Origin of the sequence: Streptomyces flavalbus (assembly GCF_042674625.1) — a bacterium.
Lineage (GTDB): Bacteria > Actinomycetota > Actinomycetes > Streptomycetales > Streptomycetaceae > Streptomyces > Streptomyces flavalbus.
In genome coordinates this window covers 2,708,165-2,726,821 of sequence record NZ_JBHTEB010000001.1, presented here as the reverse complement: position 1 = coordinate 2,726,821, position 18,657 = coordinate 2,708,165, and the positions used below count along the sequence as shown (strand labels likewise).

The 18,657-nt window shown below is 71.3% G+C and carries 18 protein-coding genes and 2 tRNA genes; 16 read left to right on the top strand and 4 right to left on the bottom strand.

Going from position 1 to position 18,657, the window contains the following annotated elements; genetic code table 11:
• The first annotated feature begins 7 nt into the window (after positions 1-7).
• Positions 8-2,131, top strand: a complete 2,124-nt coding sequence (locus ACFQZ6_RS12160) for a CDP-glycerol glycerophosphotransferase family protein (protein WP_381607566.1) — start codon at positions 8-10, stop codon at positions 2,129-2,131.
• An 89-nt stretch (positions 2,132-2,220) separates the two neighbouring features.
• Here ACFQZ6_RS12160 and ACFQZ6_RS12155 read toward each other — a convergent pair whose 3' ends face one another.
• Positions 2,221-3,639: a polysaccharide pyruvyl transferase family protein gene (locus tag ACFQZ6_RS12155; RefSeq protein WP_381607564.1), complete on the bottom strand. Its 1,419-nt coding sequence runs from the start codon at positions 3,637-3,639 to the stop codon at positions 2,221-2,223.
• Positions 3,640-3,926: 287 nt separating this feature from the next.
• Here ACFQZ6_RS12155 and proB point away from each other — a divergent pair, with 287 nt between their 5' ends.
• The 5 genes from proB to ACFQZ6_RS12130 all read left to right on the top strand — a co-directional run bounded on the left by proB (position 3,927) and on the right by ACFQZ6_RS12130 (position 9,019).
• A complete protein-coding gene (gene proB, locus ACFQZ6_RS12150) occupies positions 3,927-5,033 on the top strand; it encodes a glutamate 5-kinase (RefSeq protein WP_381607562.1) in 1,107 nt (368 codons plus the stop codon).
• 227 nt (positions 5,034-5,260) lie between these two features.
• On the top strand, positions 5,261-5,797 hold the full coding sequence (locus ACFQZ6_RS12145) for a hypothetical protein (RefSeq protein ID WP_381607560.1): 537 nt from the start codon (positions 5,261-5,263) through the stop codon (positions 5,795-5,797).
• A gap of 92 nt (positions 5,798-5,889) precedes the next feature.
• Entirely contained in the window at positions 5,890-7,176 is a 1,287-nt protein-coding gene (locus ACFQZ6_RS12140; protein ID WP_381607558.1) for a glutamate-5-semialdehyde dehydrogenase, read from the top strand.
• 85 nt (positions 7,177-7,261) lie between these two features.
• On the top strand, positions 7,262-7,837 hold the full coding sequence (locus ACFQZ6_RS12135) for an SCO2584 family spore wall biosynthesis protein (protein WP_449334074.1): 576 nt from the start codon (positions 7,262-7,264) through the stop codon (positions 7,835-7,837).
• A 102-nt stretch (positions 7,838-7,939) separates the two neighbouring features.
• Positions 7,940-9,019, top strand: a complete 1,080-nt coding sequence (locus ACFQZ6_RS12130) for an SCO2583 family membrane protein (protein WP_381607554.1) — start codon at positions 7,940-7,942, stop codon at positions 9,017-9,019.
• A gap of 57 nt (positions 9,020-9,076) precedes the next feature.
• On the opposite strand, the gene ACFQZ6_RS12125 is transcribed toward ACFQZ6_RS12130, so the two are convergent.
• Positions 9,077-10,228 carry a M48 family metallopeptidase gene (locus ACFQZ6_RS12125; protein WP_381607552.1) on the bottom strand — a complete coding sequence of 384 codons (1,152 nt, stop codon included), beginning with the start codon at positions 10,226-10,228 and terminating at the stop codon, positions 9,077-9,079.
• Between the two features lie 101 nt (positions 10,229-10,329).
• Here ACFQZ6_RS12125 and ACFQZ6_RS12120 point away from each other — a divergent pair, with 101 nt between their 5' ends.
• The 10 genes from ACFQZ6_RS12120 (at position 10,330) to ACFQZ6_RS12075 (ending at position 15,407) form a co-directional block, all read left to right on the top strand.
• Positions 10,330-10,491: a hypothetical protein gene (locus ACFQZ6_RS12120; RefSeq protein WP_381607550.1), complete on the top strand. Its 162-nt coding sequence runs from the start codon at positions 10,330-10,332 to the stop codon at positions 10,489-10,491.
• A gap of 157 nt (positions 10,492-10,648) precedes the next feature.
• Entirely contained in the window at positions 10,649-10,813 is a 165-nt protein-coding gene (locus ACFQZ6_RS12115; RefSeq protein WP_381607548.1) for a hypothetical protein, read from the top strand.
• Positions 10,814-10,867: 54 nt separating this feature from the next.
• Positions 10,868-11,503 (top strand): nicotinate-nucleotide adenylyltransferase, encoded by a 636-nt coding sequence (gene nadD / locus ACFQZ6_RS12110; protein ID WP_381607545.1) that lies wholly within the window; start codon positions 10,868-10,870, stop codon positions 11,501-11,503.
• A gap of 16 nt (positions 11,504-11,519) precedes the next feature.
• Positions 11,520-13,202: a LytR C-terminal domain-containing protein gene (locus ACFQZ6_RS12105; RefSeq protein WP_381607543.1), complete on the top strand. Its 1,683-nt coding sequence runs from the start codon at positions 11,520-11,522 to the stop codon at positions 13,200-13,202.
• A 95-nt stretch (positions 13,203-13,297) separates the two neighbouring features.
• Positions 13,298-13,744 carry a ribosome silencing factor gene (gene rsfS, locus ACFQZ6_RS12100; protein ID WP_381607541.1) on the top strand — a complete coding sequence of 149 codons (447 nt, stop codon included), beginning with the start codon at positions 13,298-13,300 and terminating at the stop codon, positions 13,742-13,744.
• The gene (locus tag ACFQZ6_RS12095; protein ID WP_381607539.1) at positions 13,741-14,442 is read left to right on the top strand and encodes a histidine phosphatase family protein; all 702 of its coding nucleotides are present in this window, start codon (positions 13,741-13,743) and stop codon (positions 14,440-14,442) included. Before rsfS ends, ACFQZ6_RS12095 begins: the two co-directional genes overlap by 4 nt.
• A 97-nt stretch (positions 14,443-14,539) precedes the next feature.
• Positions 14,540-14,612: transfer RNA gene (locus tag ACFQZ6_RS12090), tRNA-Ala, on the top strand.
• 207 nt (positions 14,613-14,819) lie between these two features.
• Complete coding sequence (locus tag ACFQZ6_RS12085) at positions 14,820-14,996, top strand: hypothetical protein (RefSeq protein ID WP_381607537.1); 177 nt, start codon at positions 14,820-14,822, stop codon at positions 14,994-14,996.
• A 3-nt stretch (positions 14,997-14,999) separates the two neighbouring features.
• Positions 15,000-15,233 (top strand): hypothetical protein, encoded by a 234-nt coding sequence (locus tag ACFQZ6_RS12080; protein WP_003976229.1) that lies wholly within the window; start codon positions 15,000-15,002, stop codon positions 15,231-15,233.
• A gap of 101 nt (positions 15,234-15,334) precedes the next feature.
• Positions 15,335-15,407 (top strand) — tRNA-Ala (locus tag ACFQZ6_RS12075).
• An 80-nt stretch (positions 15,408-15,487) separates the two neighbouring features.
• Here ACFQZ6_RS12075 and ACFQZ6_RS12070 read toward each other — a convergent pair.
• Together ACFQZ6_RS12070 and ACFQZ6_RS12065 are read right to left on the bottom strand one after the other, a co-directional pair.
• Positions 15,488-17,101 (bottom strand): NADH-ubiquinone oxidoreductase-F iron-sulfur binding region domain-containing protein, encoded by a 1,614-nt coding sequence (locus tag ACFQZ6_RS12070; RefSeq protein WP_381607534.1) that lies wholly within the window; start codon positions 17,099-17,101, stop codon positions 15,488-15,490.
• A complete protein-coding gene (locus tag ACFQZ6_RS12065) occupies positions 17,101-18,354 on the bottom strand; it encodes a cytochrome b/b6 domain-containing protein (protein ID WP_381607532.1) in 1,254 nt (417 codons plus the stop codon). The genes ACFQZ6_RS12070 and ACFQZ6_RS12065 overlap by 1 nt, the downstream gene beginning before the upstream one ends.
• Positions 18,355-18,657 lie beyond the last annotated feature (303 nt).

The window sequence follows — 18,657 nt, the reverse complement described above, 5'->3', positions numbered from 1 at the left end:
CCTGCGCGTGCGCGGGAAGGCCGACCTTCTGCTGGTGTTCCTGTTCGGTGCCAGCTTCGCGGCCCTGCCCGTGTTCGCGCTGCTGCCGTCGCTGTGGGGTTTCGTCGCCGCGGCTGCCGTGAGCTACGTCACGGACGAGATGCTGCACTCCCGCGCTCCCGGGTTCATCCGCCGACTGGCGTCGCTGCAACTCACCCGCACCATGCGGTTCGCCGCCCGCATGGTCATGCTCCTCGCCCTCGCCCAGCGCATGGGCGCGTCGGCCACGGTGCTGGTGGTCGGGCTGGCCGCGTTCAGCGTCCACTTCGCGATCGTGATGATGTACTCGGCCGTGCACCGTGCCATCCGCGTGCGCAGGACGCTGCCGGTGATGGTCCGCAACCTCGACATGAGCGGCGCGGGCATACCGAAGCAGCCGCCCGCCACGCTCTACCGACGCTTCCTGCGCAAGCTCCTCCACCTCGACGTGCCAGCGCAGGCCGGGCTGCTGACGGCGCTGGTGGTGGACAGCGTGTACCCCGCCTACGCCGGGTTCGCGGCGATGACCGCGCTGGCGGCGCTGGCGCTGGTGGCCCTGCTGTGGCAGCTCCGCCGGGCGACCCGGACGCCGGGACCGGACGAGATGATCGCCGCCCTCAACGAGCAGCTCGCCGGGTACCGGCCCGAGGTGGCGCTCTACTTCAGCTTCGCCGCGGTGTCCCGGGACTTCATGTACCAGGTCAACATGTGGATCGAGACGCTGGAGCAGCTCGACATGCGCCCGCTGATCATCCTGCGGGAGCGCGCGTCGTTCCGTTATCTGAGCCGCACCTGGATTCCCGTCGTCTGTGTGCCGAAGGCGGACGACGTGGCCAAGCTGGAGCTGCCCGAGGTCCGGGTCGTCCTCTACCCGGGCAACGCGGGCAAGAACGTGCACATGCTGCGCGTCGCCGAGGCCAAGCACGTCTTCATCGGGCACGGCGACAGCGACAAGCTCGCCAGCAGCAACCGCGTCAGCAAGGTGTACGACGAGATCTGGGTGGCCGGCCGCGCGGGCCGCGACCGCTACCAGCGCGTCCGGCACGCCATCAGCGACAGCGCCATCGTCGAGGTGGGCCGTCCGCAGCTAGCCCCCATCAAGCTGCACGCCGACCACACCCCGGGCCCCGAGCCCGTCGTCCTGTACGCGCCCACCTGGGAGGGCTGGAGCGACGACGACTGCCACACCTCGCTCATACCGATGGGCGTGACGCTGGTCGAGAAGCTCCTCCAGGAGAACGTGCGGGTCATCTACAAGCCGCACCCCCTCACCGGCAAGCGCTCGCGTGAGGCCGCCGCCGCGGACCAGGCCATCAAGGAGATGCTCCAGGCGGACAACGCCCGGCACGGCGGCGCGAAGGCGGAGGCCGCCATCGCCGCCGCGCGGACCCGGCTCCAGCAGATCGAGGACCGGCTCGACGAACTCGCCGGGCAGGCTGAGGGCGACGACGCCGAGCAGACCCGTCTGGCCCGCGTTCCGGACCGGGACGGCGGCACCGAGTGGCAGGACCTCAACGACGAGTGGCACCGCGTCTTCTGGGAGAGCCACGCCGCCGCCCGCCACCACGTCATCCTCAAGCGGCTGCCGACGCTGTACGAGTGCTTCAACCAGGCCGACATCCTCATCAGCGACGTCTCCTCCGTGGTCGCCGACTTCGTCGCCAGCCTCAAGCCGTACGTGCTGACCAACGCGCACGACCTCCCCGACGACGAGTTCCGGGCCGCGTACACCACCGCGGGCGGCGCGTACCTGCTGGACAGCGCCTGTGAGCGGCTGCCGGAGATCCTGCGGTCGGTGCGCGAGCCGCGCCACGACCCGATGGCGGACAGCCGCCGCACGCTCAAGGAGTACGTGCTGGGCCCCGACCGGCCGACCTCCATGGCCCGGTTCAACGCCGCCGCGCTCGCGCTGGCCGAGAAGGGCCGGGCGGAGCTGGCCGAGGGGCCGGGTGAGGGTCACCGGCCGGTGGTGATCCCCTCGCAGCGCACCGACTCCTTCAACATGCCCGACTCGGTGGAGGCCTCGGCCTACCAGCAGTCCGACGGCTCCGACTCCGGCGAGCAGGCCGACCCAGCGGACCTGGTGGTGGGCCTGGTCGACCCCGCGGGGTGACACCCACCGTCTGACGCCGAAGGCCGGGCACCGCGGATGCGGTGCCCGGCCTTCGTGCTGCTTCAGCAGCCTCGGCTTACTTCCTCGGCCTACTTCGAGGAGAGCCGCTTCATGATGCCGCGCGGGCGGGCGGCGATTCCGCCCTTCACATGGGCCTCGATCGCGGAAAGGCGGTCCTCCTGCTCGGAGATCTGCGTTTCCAGCTTCTTGATGCGGGCGGCCTGGGCGGCAGCCTTCTTCTCCGCCTTGGCCGTCGAGTCCACGAGCTGTTCCCGAAGCAGCGTCATACGGAAGAACAGATCGGCCTCGTCGTGGTGCTCGGTGCGCCGGTACGGCTCGGTGAACCGCGTGGCGGCGACCTTCCGGTCGTATTCCGCGCCGCCGTCGCCGTGCTCGTAGGCGTTCTGGAAACCGTTCTTCGTCAGGAAGGCGAGCAGCCGCTGGAAACCCTCGTCATAGTGCTCGTTGAACGCCGAGTAGTCGGTCTCGGCGTAGAGCTTCGCGACATTGACGTCGGCGGGGATGTCGGTGAGGACCTTGTGCGGGATGTGGTGGTACCGGGCCAGCTCAAGGGTCCGCGAGTCATGGGCGAACACATACGCCGGAGTTCCGGCGGCCAGCGCGGCGATATTGCCGTGAATTCGCGTGCCGACGGCGAAGTCGTACTCCTTCAGCACGTCGATCCAACTGTGCGGCTCCAGCGGCAGGCACACGTCCGCCGAGCGCATCAGCGGGTGGGAGGCGAAGTCGGGCATGGGCGCGTGCCGCCCGCCGACCACCGAGGTGTCGCCCCAGTACAGGGTGTTGAGGTCCCGGCTCTCCTGCGCGAAGTACGTCAGGTCGGGGTGCTGCTCCAGGATGGCGGCGTTGATCGCCGCCGCGTGCTCGGCGTTGGCGAGCCGCAGGGCGGTGGACAGCCCGATCCTGGCGTTCTCGGGCAGCGCCCGGCCGACGGGATTCTCCATCCGGAACTTCGGGCCGCGGAAGTACACCGACGGGCAGCCGATGACGTCGACGTCCTTGAAGCCCAGTTCGCCGAGGTAACGCTTGGTGAACTCACCGCGAACACCGATTGACGCGGAATGGTCCAGGACGGCGCCGATGAACCGCTTCACGGCGGAGTTGACGGGCGCGAGGAATTCGGTGTCGTAGCTCAGGGTCGCCTGGGCGCCGACGCCGATCACGACCACCGGCACCTTGAGCTTCTTGATGAGGTCGGCCAGGATGCCGAGGTGCCGGACGAACTTCTTCTTGAAGGCGTTCGCCATGGGAATGACGAAGATGTCGCACTCGGCGTTGATTCGACCGGCGTCCGCGACCGAGAGTTCGGCGAAGGGTGTGGTGTCGATCTGGATCGTCGTCTTGCCCGGCACATAAAGGTGCTTGTAAGCGGCATTCGTGTACATCAGGTTGCCGACGTTGCCCCGGATGTGGTTGCGCACCAGGGTGCTTTCGAGCGTGGGTACGCTGAAGGGGTCGTTACCCGCCTGTATGAGAATGCGCTTCATGTTCTGTCCTCTGCTTTGACGGAGAAAAGCAGTCGCAACGGAGCAGAGGTTAAACTCATGTGTTGGCAGTCGCATTGAAACAGCCCAACATTCCTCAACTACTGCGACCAGCACGCGGGATCCTAGCACGCACGCGCGTGCGAGCCTGTTTGTGGAATTCCGCCCCGAACACTTCCGCCAAGATCAAAGCCGGTCGCGGTGGCCGCCCTGCGTCGCGTAGATTGCCCGCAGGGTCAGCCGGAGCGACGCGAGGGGACGAAGAGCCAGTGGCAGGGGCAAGGCAGGCCGTGAGCGAGGCCCGCAGGATCGTCGTCAAGGTGGGGTCCTCGTCGCTGACCACCGCGTCCGGCGGCCTGGACGCCGACCGCGTCGACGCGCTCGTGGACGTGCTGGCCAAGAGCCGCAGCGGCGGCGAGCGGGAGATCGTGCTGGTCTCCTCCGGTGCCATCGCCGCCGGACTCGCCCCGCTCGGGCTGCGCCGCCGCCCCCGGGACCTCGCCCGCCAGCAGGCCGCCGCCAGCGTCGGCCAGGGCCTGCTCGTCGCCCGCTACACCGCCTCCTTCGCCCGCTACGGCGTCCGCGTCGGCCAGGTCCTGCTCACCAGCGACGACATGAGCCGCCGCGCCCACCACCGCAACGCCTCCCGCACCCTCGACAAGCTCCTCGCGATGGGCGCCCTGCCCGTCGTCAACGAGAACGACACCGTCGCCACCGACGAGATCCGCTTCGGCGACAACGACCGGCTCGCCGCCCTCGTCGCCCACCTCGTCCGCGCCGACCTCCTGGTGCTGCTCTCCGACGTCGACGGCGTCTACGACGGCGACCCCAGCCAGCCCGGCACCTCCCGCATCGCCGAGGTGCGCGCCCCCGCCGACCTCGACCACGTGGAGATCGGCAGCGCGGGCAAGGCGGGCGTCGGCACCGGCGGCATGGTCACCAAGGTCGAGGCCGCCCGGATCGCCGCCGCCGCCGGTATCCCCGTGGTGCTCACCAGCGCCGTGCACGCCGCCGACGCGCTGACCGGCAAGGACACCGGCACCTACTTCCACCCCACCGGCAAGCGCTCCGCCGACCGCCTGCTCTGGCTCCAGCACGCCTCCGCCCCGCAGGGCGCGCTCACCCTGGACGACGGCGCGGTGCGCGCGGTCGTCGAGCGCCGCACCTCACTGCTCCCGGCCGGGATCGCCGCCGTCGAGGGCGACTTCAGCGCGGGCGACCCCGTCGAACTGCGCGACGGGCACGGGCACGCCGTCGCGCGCGGGCTGGTCAACTTCGACGCCCGGGAGATCCCCCGGCTGCTCGGCCGCTCCACCCGCGAACTCGCCCGTGAGCTGGGACCGGCGTACGAGCGGGAGGTCGTCCACCGGGATGACCTGGTGATCCTGCACGGCTGAGGCGTACGCGGCCCTGCCCCGGCCTGCGCGGCCGTCGCCCGTCCTGCGCGGCCGTCGCCCTGCCACCGGCCGAAAACAGGGAGAACGGCCCGTAAAGGGACCCGCCCTGAGGTGGACGTTCCGCGAAAGTGCCCCGCGAGCCCTTGCGGCCTGCTCAACTTTGTCTCAGGGACACATTCCGCCGACGTCCCGCGGACACCGCGGGACACCGCACGAAGGAGGCCGCCGTGAGACGAGTGCGCCCGGGGGCAGCGGCCTCCCGTGGCGGTGCCGGAGGGGGCCTCGGCCGCGCGCGCGGTGAGGAGCGCGCCCTGACCAGTGTCGCCGCGGGCGACCGGTACGACGGCGGGGGCACGGGCGGCTCGGACGGCTCCGGCGGCACGGGCGGCCCCGGTGGCTCGGGCGGCGAGCGGCCCGAGGACACCCCGCGCCTGTGGCACGTCACCCTCAGCGTCTCCGGCGAGGCCGCCCCGCTTCCCGAGGTCCGCCGGGCCCTCGAACAGCTCGCCCACGACCACCCCTTCCTGCTGACCAGCCGCTACGCCCGCGACCACGCCGAGATCCGCTACTGGGAGGAGGCCCGCGACCTGCACGACGCCGCCGCCGTCGCGCTGCGGCTGTGGGGCGAGCACCGGCAGACCGCGGGGCTGCCGCCGTGGGAGATCGTCGGCCTGGAGGTCATCGACCGCGCGACCTACCACCAGCGCGTCGCCGAGGGCTACGGCCCACCCCCGGCGTCCCCGGTCGGCGTACACCCGTTCTAGGGCGTTCCCCGAGGTGCCCCAGGCTGTCCCGGGGTGTCTCGGGGTTTGGGATGGGCCGGAATCGGCCCGTATCGGCGCACTACCCTTCCCCCATGACCACGCTCTCGCCGTACGACTCCATGTCCCCGGTCACCCAGGCCGCCTACCGGGCCAAGGGCGCCGCCGCCGACCTCGCCCCGCTGCCGCGGGCCGCGAAGGACGACGCGTTGCTCGCCATCGCGGACGCGCTGGAGGTCCGTACCAGCGAGGTGGTCGAGGCCAACGCCAAGGACGTGGCCAGGGCCCGCGAGGCCGGGACCAGCGAGGCGATCGTCGACCGGCTCACCCTGACGCCGGAGCGGATGCGCGCCATCGCCTCCGACGTCCGCGACGTCGTCGCGCTGCCCGACCCGGTCGGCGAGGTGGTGCGCGGCTCCACGCTGCCCAACGGCATCGACCTGCGCCAGGTCCGCGTCCCGCTCGGTGTCGTCGGCATCATCTACGAGGCCCGCCCCAACGTCACCGTCGACGCCGCCGCGCTCTGCCTGAAGTCCGGCAACGCCGTCCTGCTGCGCGGCTCCGCCTCCGCCTACGAGTCGAACACCGCCCTCGTCCGGGTGATCCGGGACGCCGTGGGCGGCGCCGGGCTGCCCGCCGACGCCGTGCAGCTCGTGCCCGGCGAGAGCCGGGACAGCGTGCGCGAGCTGATGCGCGCCCGCGGCCTGGTCGACGTACTGATCCCGCGCGGCGGCGCCTCCCTGATCCGCACCGTCGTCAGCGAGTCCACCGTCCCGGTGATCGAGACCGGCACCGGCAACTGCCACGTCTACGTCGACGCGCACGCCGACCTCGACATGGCCGTCGACATCCTGATCAACTCCAAGGCCCAGCGGGTGAGCGTCTGCAACGCCGCCGAGACGCTCCTGGTCCACCAGGACATCGCCGCCGAGTTCCTGCCCCGCGCGCTGGACGCCCTCGCCGACGCCGGGGTGACCGTGCACGCCGACGAGCGGGTGCTGGCGTACGCGAAGGACTCCCGGGCGACCGTCGTGGAGGCGACCGCCGAGGACTGGGAGACGGAGTACCTCTCCCACGACCTCGCCGCCGCCGTCGTCGACTCCCTCGACCGGGCCGTGGAGCACATCCGGCTGTGGACCTCCGGTCACACCGAGGCGATCGTCACCACCTCGCAGCAGGCGGCCCGCCGGTTCACCCAGCTGGTCGACTCCACCACGGTCGCCGTGAACGCCTCCACCCGGTTCACCGACGGCGGCCAGTTCGGCTTCGGCGCGGAGATCGGCATCTCCACCCAGAAGCTGCACGCCCGTGGCCCGATGGGCCTGCCGGAGCTGACCAGCACCAAGTACATCGTCACCGGCGACGGGCACGTACGCCGCTGAACCGGGGCCGGGCATATGCGCTCGGCACGTGGATGAATTTCCATACGGTCTGCCCAAATTGACCCCCCAGGTCTACTCTGGACCCGTGCCGGAGGACGTGGGGGGCACGCCGTCTCCTGACGGCTGGATGCCCGACGACGACCACGACCGCGGGGTGTCGGACGAAGAGTTCGCCTCCGTGGTCTTCGACGAGGACTTCGTACGCGCGGCGGCCGTCCACGAGCCGACCGCCGTCGAACGCCTCCTGGCCGCGGCCGAGGCGAGAGCCGAGGCCACCGAGGCCGAATCCCGCCGTGGCCGCCTCAGAGGCGAGCACTACGACGACGTCTACGGCCCGAGCGGTTTCGGCCATGATCCGGAGTACGACCCGGACGACCCCGACCTCTTCGAGGACGGCCACTACGGGCCCGGCCGCTTCGGCCCCTACGGCAAGCACGCGCGCTGGCACCGCCCCGTCGCCTGGGTCCTCGCCCTGGTCATGGGCGTCGGCATGGTCGTGCTGGCGTTCGCCGCGGTCTACCGCGGCGCCTCCGCCAGCCGGGACGAGCAGCCCAGCCCGCCGCCCGCCTCGACCGGCCCGGAACAGGGCGGCGCGGTCGCGCCCTCCGTCCCGGCCGAACACTCCCAGCCACCCGTCTCCGCGGTGCCCCGCACGCCCTGACCGGCCCGGTCGGACACGGCGCGCGGAAAGCGACCGGAACCCGCCACAAGTTGGCGCGTAGCCAGGCGTTTACCGTGCGCTCCGCAGACCTACCCTGAAGGTATGGGTGGGCCTGGAGACCAGCCTGAGGGGACGCCCGACGGGGTACCCCCAGGCACGGAGGACGAGTACCGATCCGTCGTCTTCGACGAGTCGTTCGTCCGCGCTGCCCGCCTCCAGGAGTTCTCCGCGCACGAGCGGACCACCGAGCACGCCCCGGCCGTCGCCCTGCGCAGCCGCGCGCACGTGCACCGCAGCCTGTCCCGGCAGGCGCTGATCCTGGTGCTGATGATCGCCATCGCCCTCAGCGCCGCCCTCTACATGGGCGTCCGCAACCCCTACGGCAACCCCGAGACCGCCCGCACCCCCGTGGAGCCGCTGCGCTCCACCGTCGTGCCGCTGGCGCCCCGGGGCGAGGTGCCCGGCACCGCCGACGTGGATCGGCTGTTCGCCAGCAGCCCCGCCGCGCAGTTCCGGCTCGGCGCCGGGGGCATAACGCTGCCCGCCTCGCGGCGCACCGCGAACTTCTCCGAGGGGCAGGTCGTCAACGCGCTGACCACCGCCAAGGACTACATCGTGCGCTCCTCGCTCTACCCGGAGGTGCTCTCCGGGGAGCAGGTGCGGCCCGTGCGGATCCTCGTCGACGGGGACCAGCTCGACCAGTTCGACCGCAGCTTCCAGCACCCGACCGCCGACGGGCGGCACGCGCCGACCGGCTGGCTGGTCCGCTTCGACCCCGCCCTCGCCGAGCTGGCCGACGACGAGATCCGGGTGCGCGGCAGCCTGCGGGTGAGCGAGGCCGACTCCGCCACGCTGGAGGTCGTCTCGGACCACACCTTCGTCTACGCGCTGCGGCCCGCGGGTGCCGACGCGGACGCCGAGGCGTCCCTGTTCACCGTCCGGCGTGAGCTGCACTTCCGCTTCGACCGCGACGACCTGCGTCTGCACCAGACCCAGCTCGTCGGCTCCGCCACCCAGGCCGGGCCGCTGGCCTGCGCCGCCGACTCCGCCGACCACCTGCGCCCGCTGCTCGCGGGCGAGAAGGCGACCGGCGGCGCCCCGGCGGGCACGGACCCGTACGCCACCGGCGGCACGACGGCGCTGTGCGGGACGCTGGCGGACCAGGCCCAGCCGAAGGTCTGAGGGCCGCGGACCAGCGGCGGATCTACTGAGGGACCCACAAGCGGCCGGACACGGGGGTCACTGCTCGTCGCGCGGCGGCTCGTCGTCCCTGGGCGGGGCCTCCGTCGTGCCGGTCCTGCCCGTGCTGCCGCTCGTGCCCGTGGCGCCGCCGGAGCCCGTCGAGCCGGTGCCGGTGAAGCCGCCGAAGCCGCGCCGCACCCGGCTGCCCAGGTCTCCGGCGCCGCCCGCGATGTCGGTGACCAGCTTCATCAGCGGGTCCTTGGAGTTGCGGACGTGACCGGCGTAGTGCGCGGCGGACTCCCGGAAGGAGTCGGAGACCTTGGCGTCCTTGTCCTCATCACGGCGCGGGTAGTGGCCGTCCATGATCCGCTGGTAGTCGCGGGAGGCCGCCCACTTCTTCAGCTCGGCCGCGCGGACCGTGGTGAAGGGGTGGGAGCGGGGCAGCACGTTCAGGATCTTCAGTACGGAGTCGCGCAGGTCGCCGCCCGCCTCGTACTCCTCGGCCTGCTCCAGGAACGCGTCCACGTTCATCTCGTGCAGGTGGTTGCCGCCCGCGATCTTCATCAGGCCGCGCATCGACGCCTGGAGGTCCTGGCCGACCAGCAGCCCGGCGCGGTCGGCGGACAGCTCCGACTTGCGGAACCACTCCCGCAGCGCGGTCACGATCGCCATGATCGCGACGCTGCCCAGCGGGATCCACGCCACGCGCACGGCGAGGCTGGTGAGGAAGAGCAGGATGGTGCGGTAGACGGAGTGCCCGGACAGCGCGTGGCCGACCTCATGGCCGATGACCGCCCGCATCTCCTCCTCGTCGAGCAGCTCGACCAGGCCGGTGGTGACGACGATGATCGGCTCGTCCAGACCGATGCACATCGCGTTGGGCTGCGGGTCCTGGTTGACGTACATCGGCGGGACCTTCTCCAGGTCCAGGATGTAGCAGGCGTCCCGCAGCATGTCGTTGAGGTGGGCGAACTGCCGGTCCGAGACGCGGACCGAGTCGGAGAGGAACAGCAGCCGCAGGCTGCGCTCCGGCAGCAGGCCGCTGAGCGCCTTGAACACGGTGTCGAAGCCGCTCAGCTTGCGCAGGGCGACCAGGGCGGAACGGTCGGCGGGATGCTCGTAGGCGCGCGAGGAGATTCCGGGGAAGCGCCTGCGCTGCCTGCTCGGCACGTGCTCGTGCCCGTCCTGCTGGTGGCCGTCGTCGGACATGTCTTCCCCCAAGCGTCTCAAGTGCTCTGGCTGCCCCCGAGGCAGTGCCCAGCCTAGGCGGAGTTACCGTGGACGGGCACCACACCGAAGGAGCCCGCGCCATGGACCACACCCCCGCCGCCGCCTGGCTCGCCCAGGCCGCGAACGCCGCTGAGCAGCAGGGGGCCGGAAATCTGCTCCGGGTCGTGCTCGTCGTGATGGTGCTGGGCTGTGCGCTGACCGCGTGGTTCCTGCTGCGGGGCTACAAGCAGAAGGACGACTGAGCCGACGCGAAGGTTCCCCACGCCCGGCACGACGTCCCGGTGGCACCCCGCCGACGTCCCGGCGCCGATGGCGGAGTCGCCGTGATCGCCGCCGTGGCCGACGCTTACGATGAGCCGACGTCTTTATCCCGCCCACACCGGATAGGTCCTGCCGAAGATGAGCTTCTACAGCCACGCTGCCCAGTTGGTCACCCTCGCCGCCGAGGGCGAGGAGCACGGGGGCAACCACGAGAGCCTCAGCCCCCTGGTCACCGGCGGCGGCGCCTTCCTCGCCCTGATGCTCCTGCTGTGGATCACCACCCTCTTCAACCGCGACCGCTGACCGGCAGCCAGCCCGTCCGGGCCCCCACAGGCCGGGCCGGTAGTGTCTGCACGCATGGGAGAGCAGGACATGCCTACCGGTCCGGCGAGTGACACGAGTGGCGGGAAGCGTCGTCTCGGTGTCATGGGCGGAACGTTTGACCCGATCCACCACGGGCACCTGGTGGCGGCCAGCGAGGTGGCGGCGCAGTTCCACCTCGACGAGGTGGTGTTCGTCCCCACCGGCCAGCCGTGGCAGAAGAGCCACCGCACGGTCTCCCCGGCCGAGGACCGCTACCTGATGACGGTCATCGCGACCGCCGAGAACCCGCAGTTCTCGGTGAGCCGCATCGACATCGACCGCGGCGGCCCCACCTACACCGTGGACACCCTGCGGGACCTGCGGGTACTCAACCCCGACACGGACCTGTTCTTCATCACGGGCGCCGACGCCCTCGCCCAGATCATCACCTGGCGGGACTCGCCCGAACTGTTCTCCCTCGCGCACTTCATCGGCGTCACCCGGCCCGGCCACCACCTCAACGACGCCGGGCTCCCCGAGGGCGGGGTCTCGCTGGTCGAGGTCCCCGCGCTCGCCATCTCCTCCACCGACTGCCGTGCGAGAGTCGCCAAGGGCGACCCCATCTGGTATCTGGTGCCGGACGGAGTCGTGCGCTACATCGCCAAACGTGAGCTGTACCGCGGCGAATGAGCCGAGAGGGGCACCGGTGAACGACCGATACGACGCTGGTTACGGGGGCGACCAGTACGAACTCGTCGGCTACGACGAGTACGGGCAACCCGTGTACCGGCAGGTACCGGCCCAGCAGACCCCGCAGCAGGCGTACGACCCCTACGCCCAGCAGCAGGGCTACGGCTACGACCCGTACACCTCCGGCGGCGGAACGGGGTACGACCCCTACGGCACCGGGCAGCAGCCGCCCGTGCCGCCGTCGTACGGCACCCCAGACCCGTACGACCCCTACGGGCAGGCCGCGGGCACCGGCCAGCAGCCCCGGGTCGCCGAGCAGACCGCCTACATCCCCCAGCAGGCGGGACCGGAGCAGGACTACCCGCGGTACGCGTCCGGGCCGGGCGAGGACCCCGACGACCACCGCGACGGTCAGGACGACCGCGACTACCGCACCGAGCAGTTCGCGTTCGTCGAGGAGCCCGACGGCGACTCCGAGGACGTCATCGACTGGCTGAAGTTCACCGAGAACCGCACCGAGCGCCGCGAGGAGGCCAGGCGCCGCGCCCGCAGCCGCGTCGTCGCCCTCGTCGTCGTCCTCGCGCTGGCCGCCGTCGGCGGCGTCGGCTACCTCTGGTACGCCGGGAAGCTGCCCGGCGTGTCCTCCTCCGACGACAAGACCGGCACGACCACCGCCACCGGCGCCCAGAAGCGGGACGTGATCGTCGTCCACCTGCACGACACCAAGAAGGGCGGCACCTCCACCGCGCTGCTCGTCGACAACACCACCACGAAGCAGGCGACCACCGTCCTGCTGCCCAACTCCCTCGCCCTGACCGGCGAGGACGGCACCACGACCACCCTCGCCAAGTCCGTCGAGGACGACGGCTCCTCCGGCACGCGCGAGGCCCTCGACTCCGCCCTCGGCACCGACATCGAGGGCACCTGGCGCCTCGACACCCCCTACCTCCAGAACCTCGTCGACCTCGTCGGCAACATCGACATCGACACCAACGCCGACGTCCCCGACCCGGCCGCCAAGAAGAAGGGCACCTCGCCGCTGGTCAGCAAGGGCGAGGACCAGACCCTCAGCGGCAAGATGGCCGTCGCCTACGCCACCTACCGCGCCTCCGGCGAGGCCCAGAACGCCCAGCTCGAGCGGTTCGGGCAGGTCATGCAGGGCGTGCTGCGCAAGCTGTCCTCGGACCAGCAGGTCGCGACGGTCACCGTGCAGACGCTGGCGCAGATCCTCGACCCGTCCCTCACCGACAAGGACCTCGGCGCCTTCCTCGCCAAGATGTCCGAGCTGGCCAAGGGCGGCGACCACAAGACGGCGCTGCTGCCCGTCCAGGACGACGGCACCCTCAGTGCCGAGGCCAGCGACAGCGTCGTCAAGGACGTCCTCGGCGGCACCGCCAAGAGCCCCGACCAGGGCGCGGCCGTGCGGGTCTCGGTGCGCAACGCCAGCGGTGAGAAGGACAACACCGAGAACGCGCGCGTGGTCCTGCTCAACGGCGGCTTCACCTTCCTCGGCGGCACCACCGAGGAGACCACGCAGGCCACCTCCAAGGTGCTCTACGCCGACGCCGCCGACAAGGCCGACGCCGAGGAGGTCGCCAAGACGCTGAACCTGCCCGACAGCGCCGTGGCCAAGGGCGACGTCGCCGCGAACGCGAGCGTCTCCGTCGTCCTCGGGCAGGACTACGACCCGGCGTCGTAGTACCCGCCGGTCAGGGGCGCCCCGGAATACCCGGGGCGCCCCTCGCCGTCCGTGAGACCCTTGGTGTCAAGTGACCACCGACGGAAAGCCATGCAGTGACCGCTACCGACCGCTCCCTGAACCTCATCAGCACCGCCGCCCAGGCAGCCGCTGACAAACTGGCGCACGACGTCATCGCCTACGACGTCAGCGACGTCCTGTCGATCACGGACGCCTTCCTGCTGGCCTCCGCGCCCAACGACCGCCAGGTCAAGTCGATCGTCGACGAGATCGAGGAGCGCCTCCAGAAGGAACTCGGCGCCAAGCCGGTGCGCCGTGAGGGCGACCGCGACTCCCGCTGGATCCTGCTCGACTACGTCGACATCGTCGTCCACGTCCAGCACAGCGAGGAGCGCGTCTTCTACGCCCTGGAGCGGCTGTGGAAGGACTGCCCCGAGCTGGACCTGCCCGCCGACGCCAAGGCCACCCGCGGCAAGGCCCAGGAGCACGCCAAGCTCCAGGCCGCCGAGGAGGCCGCCGAGACGGGCGGTGAGTGGCGATGAGCACCACCGGAGGGGCCGCCGGGGCCACGGGGTCCGCAGGGTCCACTGAGTCCCGGCCCTCCGGCCGGGGCCGCCGCGTCATCCTGTGGCGGCACGGGCAGACGTCCTGGAACGTCGACCGCCGCTTCCAGGGCACCACCGACGTCGAACTCACCGAGACCGGCGTCGCCCAGGCCCGCCGCGCCGCCCGGCTGCTCGCCTCGCTGCGGCCGGACGCGATCGTCGCCTCCGACCTCCAGCGGGCCGCGGACACCGCCGCCGAGCTGGCCGCCCTCACCGGCCTCGACGTCACCCACGAGGAGGGCCTGCGGGAGACCTACGCGGGCGTCTGGCAGGGCCTCACGCACGACGAGATCATCGCCCGGTACGGCGAGGAGTACGCCGCCTGGAAGCGCGGTGAGCCGGTGCGCCGCGGCGGCGGCGAACTGGAGACCGAGGTCGCCGAGCGCGCCGCCCCCGTGGTGCTCCGGCACGCCGAGAAGCTCCCCGAGGACGGCACCCTGGTCGTCGTCAGTCACGGCGGCACCATCCGCACCACCATCGGCCGTCTGCTCGGCCTGGACTCCCGGCACTGGGAGAGCCTCGGCGGCCTGTCCAACTGCTGCTGGTCCGTCCTCGGCGAGGGCGCCCGCGGCTGGCGGCTCCTCGAACACAACGCGGGCACGCTGCCGGAGCCGGTGCTGGGCGACGACGACTGAGCCCTGGACAGGCACCGGGCCCGGGACCCGGATTTCACTTTCCGGCAGGTCGCAGGCTAAAGTTCTTCTTGTTCGCCCGGCCGACCGGGGAGCACCCGGGGCTATAGCTCAGTTGGTAGAGCGCCTGCATGGCATGCAGGAGGTCAGGAGTTCAATTCTCCTTAGCTCCACACCCGGTGAAGATCCCGTCCCCGCAGGGGGCGGGATCTTTCGTTTCCCGTTGAGCACGTGGGCCGTGAGAGGCGTATACCTCTGTGCGGGCGCTCCCGGTGGCTGCCGTGTCCGGACTGGAACCCAGGCGTCGCTGACCGTGTTGGTCCGCTCGTGGCAGAATCAAACGGCCGGAAGGGGACGCGGCCCGACGGGAGGGAGTAGCGATGCCTGCGAGCATCCTCGGGGAGGTCGGCCACCTCCCTGGCGAAGCGGCGTTGACGCGGAGCACGGCCACCCGGCTCCGCTGCCCTTCCTGCGGTTCCGCCCATGTCGCCCAGGTCCTCGGCGACAACGGTGGGATCTCCTACGTGTGCACGGCCTGCGGCCACTGCTGGAGCTGATCGATGGGTGCACACAGGCGGAAGTGCGACTGGTGCGGCAGCGGTACGCCGATCGTCCGCGACATGGAGCCGGTCAACCCCGACTACCAGTACTGGTGCGAGGAGTGCGCGCGGGCGCTGATCATAAAAGGCGACCCGATCGAGACCTACCGCGAACTGGAGGGAGAGCCGATCTACGGGCGGCTCCTGGAGGAGCACTGCACGCTCAAGCGGTTCTACTCGTTCGTGACGGCCTGACGGCCTGACGGCCTGACGGACCCGACGGAAACGATTTGGTGCTCCACCGGGGGGACCTGTAGTGTTGGCGTCGCCGCCGGGGAGACCGGGCGGAACAGCAAGGGGCTATAGCTCAGTTGGTAGAGCGCCTGCATGGCATGCAGGAGGTCAGGAGTTCAATTCTCCTTAGCTCCACAGGACAGCAGGAAGATCCCGCCGGATCAGTACGATCCGGCGGGATCTTTCACGTTGCGGACCCTCCCGGGCCCTCCCGTTCAGCGGCCGAGCGCGCGGCGGCCCCGCCCCTGCGAGAGCACCGGCAGGTTGTTGCGGGTGGCCTCCTGCGCGCGCGTGTCCTCCTCGATGCGCAGGGCGAGGGCCGGGCAGCGGCGCACCGCGCGCATCGCCTTGGCCTCCGCGTAGCGCGGGACGGACGCCTGCGCCACCGTGGGGAAGCCGTCCGCGCCCAGTTCGAAGACCTCCGGCAGGATGTCCGCGCACAGCCCGTGGCCCCGGCACAGCGTCCAGTCGACGTGGATCTTCTGACGGCTGGGGCCGTTGTCCTGGGACTCGCCGCCGCCCGGGATGCCCGTGGGGGCCCTGCCGCCCTCGAACAGCGGCAGGACGCCCGCCACGCGCCGTCCGCAGCCGTTGCCGAGGACATGGGCGGCCAGGTCGTCGGTGAACGCCTTCAGCGTCGACTCCAGGAACATCGCGGAGCCGTCCGGGTGGGAGCAGGCGCCCCGCCGCTTGACGTTCCTCGCGACCTGCTTGACCGCCTCCAGGGCGGCCGGGCCGCCGCCGTTGAGGATGTCCTCCAGCCCGCGGGCGGCGGCGGGCAGGCCGAGGTAGCAGGGGCCGCACTGGCCCGAGCTCTCCTCCGCCAGCCACTGGGCGACCCGCAGCGACTCGCCCAGCGGACAGGTGTCCTGGCTGATCGGCAGGATCGCTCCCGCGCCCAGCGAACCGCCCACGGCGTCCAGGGAGTTGCGGGAGACGATCGCCTCGTTGACGGTCGCCGCGTCGATCCACTTGCCGTGGTAGCCGCCGGTGAGCACGCCCTGCGGCACCGGCGGCGCGCCGGCGAGCTGGAGGACGTAGCGCAGCGGCACCCCCGTGGGCACCTCCAGGACCATGGGGCGGGCGACCGCGCCGGAGACCGTGAGCATGACGGTGCCCGGCTCGTCGTACAGGCCCGTGTTGCCGTAGCGCTCGGGGCCGATGCGGGCGGCGATGGCGAGCTGGGCGAAGGTCTCGGCGTTGGACAGCAGGGTGGGCGCGCCGCCGACGCCGCTCTTGGAAGCGCTGATCTTGCGGCCCGGCGGGATGGCCGGGCCGCCGTCGATCGAGCGGATGAGGGAGGCGGCGGCGCCGGTGACCATCCGTACCGGATTGCGCTGCACGCGCGCGCGGAGGGCCGATCGGCGGCCGTTGCTGAGGCCGCGTTCGGCGAGCGCGGCCTCCATGGAGCGCTGGGTGGACTCCCGGGTGACCCCCACCACGAGCGTGCGGGCGCCCAGGGCCTCGGCGCACAGCAGCGCGCCGTCCAGGATGAGGTGCGGGGCACGGTTGATGAGCACCGTGTCCTTGCGGCAGGCCGGTTCGTCCTCACTGCCGTTGACGACCACGACCGGCCGGACGCCGCGCTTGATCGCCGACTCGGCGACCGCGCGCAGCTTCTTGTGGAAGGGGAAGCCCGCGCCGCCGCGGCCCTTCAGGTTGATGTTCTCGGCGAGCTTCGCGAGTTGTTCGCCGCCCATCGGTTCGAGCGGCCCGTGCACCTTGAGGTGCATGGGCAGGTCGAGTCGTTCCACAAGGTCGAAGCCCGACGTGAGCTGAGGAAGGCCGACCACGCGGACTTCTGGGACGTCGGGCAGGGCCTCGTTCACTAAAAGCCTCCGGACGGGGTGTTCCATGGTTCGCCCGAACCCGGTGCGTCGAAGTCGTAGGACGCACCGGTGGGGAGTGTTTCTGTGGCGGGACCGCTGTTGTCGTACGTGTCGCTGGGGATGTACGTGCCGTAGAGGGTGTTCGTCTCACCGGTGTCGTACACATCACTCGACGCGTAGCCCGTGGTGCCCGGATTGTCGTAGGTCGGGATGTTGTATCCGGTGTCCTGGAGCGGGTCGTAGGCCGAGGGCGGGGCCTCGCCGACCGGTGGCGGGGAGGGCACCGGCCAGGAACCGGTGGCGCCGCCCTGCTCGACGCGCGGCACGGTCTGGGTGGGCTGGAGGTCGGGCAGCGGCAGGGGCGCCGTCTGGTCGGCGGGACCGGCGGCGAAGGGCTCGCGCGCGCGGGAGGGCCGGGAGACGGCCCGGTAGGCGGCGGCGAAGCCGTGGGCGGGCTCGGGGGGCGGCTGCCGGGGCGCTCCGGCGCGCTGGTCGCCGTAGCCAGCGGGGGTGCTGTCGTAGCCGGAGGGGGTCTTGTCGTAGCCGGGCCGGGTGCCTTCGTGGCCGGGGAGCGCGGTGGCGTCGGCGGTCGCGCGGGTGCGGCTGGCGTCCAGGTCGTCGCGGGCGGGCTGCTGCTCGGCGTCGAACAGGGCGGTGATCTTGTCGGCCACCCGGCGCTTGACCGGGCGGGGCGCGGCGCGCAGGGCGAGCGCGCCGCCGACGAACACCACGGACAGCGCGTACAGGGTCATGAACAGCGGTGCGGCGGCTCGACCCGCGTAGAGCCCGTGGACCAGACCGGCGCACCAGGCCGGATAGGCCAGCATGTGCATCGCCCGCCAGCGGGCCGCGACGGGCGCCGGGGAGGCGAACCGGTTGCGGACCAGGCCGGTGACGGCGACGAAGGCCATGAGCAGGGCGGCCAGGGTGCCGAGGCCGATGAGGAAGGTCCGGCCGGTGGCCACCTCGTCGTCGGTGAACGCCAGCCCGAACGGGATGAACGCGGCGATCAGCGAGGTGTGGTCGAGCATCAGCTTGACCACGATGTGGATCACCAGGAAGACGAGCGAGGCGAGCGCGGTGGTCCGGTGCACCGCCTGCGCCAGGATGCGTCGCCGGGCGTCCAGCAGGATCCGGTCCTGTGCGACCAGGCCCCAGATCACCGAGCAGCTCAGGCAGACGAGCGACAGGACGCCCGCGCCGAAGTTGAGGTACTCCACTATCCGGTCGTCGACCGTGCTGTCCGTCGTCATGACGTGCCTCCCCGGCTGACGACGGGCGAGGTGCCCCGTTGGGGGAGGGGGCGGGTACTACGAGGAGGGTTCATGGGGGCAACTCCGAGCGGTATCGGGAAAGCGGTCCCGCTGCCGCACTCTAGGTCGCGCCGTACCGATGGGTACGAGGTTTGAGTTATTGCGTTGTTATCAAGGGGTGATCGGGTTGTGGTGATGTGCGGGTGTGGGGTGTTACGCGAAGTAATATTTGACTTCCGTTCAGCGTCCGGTGCCGTCGCGGGCGCCTCGACGGCTGCGGTACCCTGACGCCATGCGTGCCGT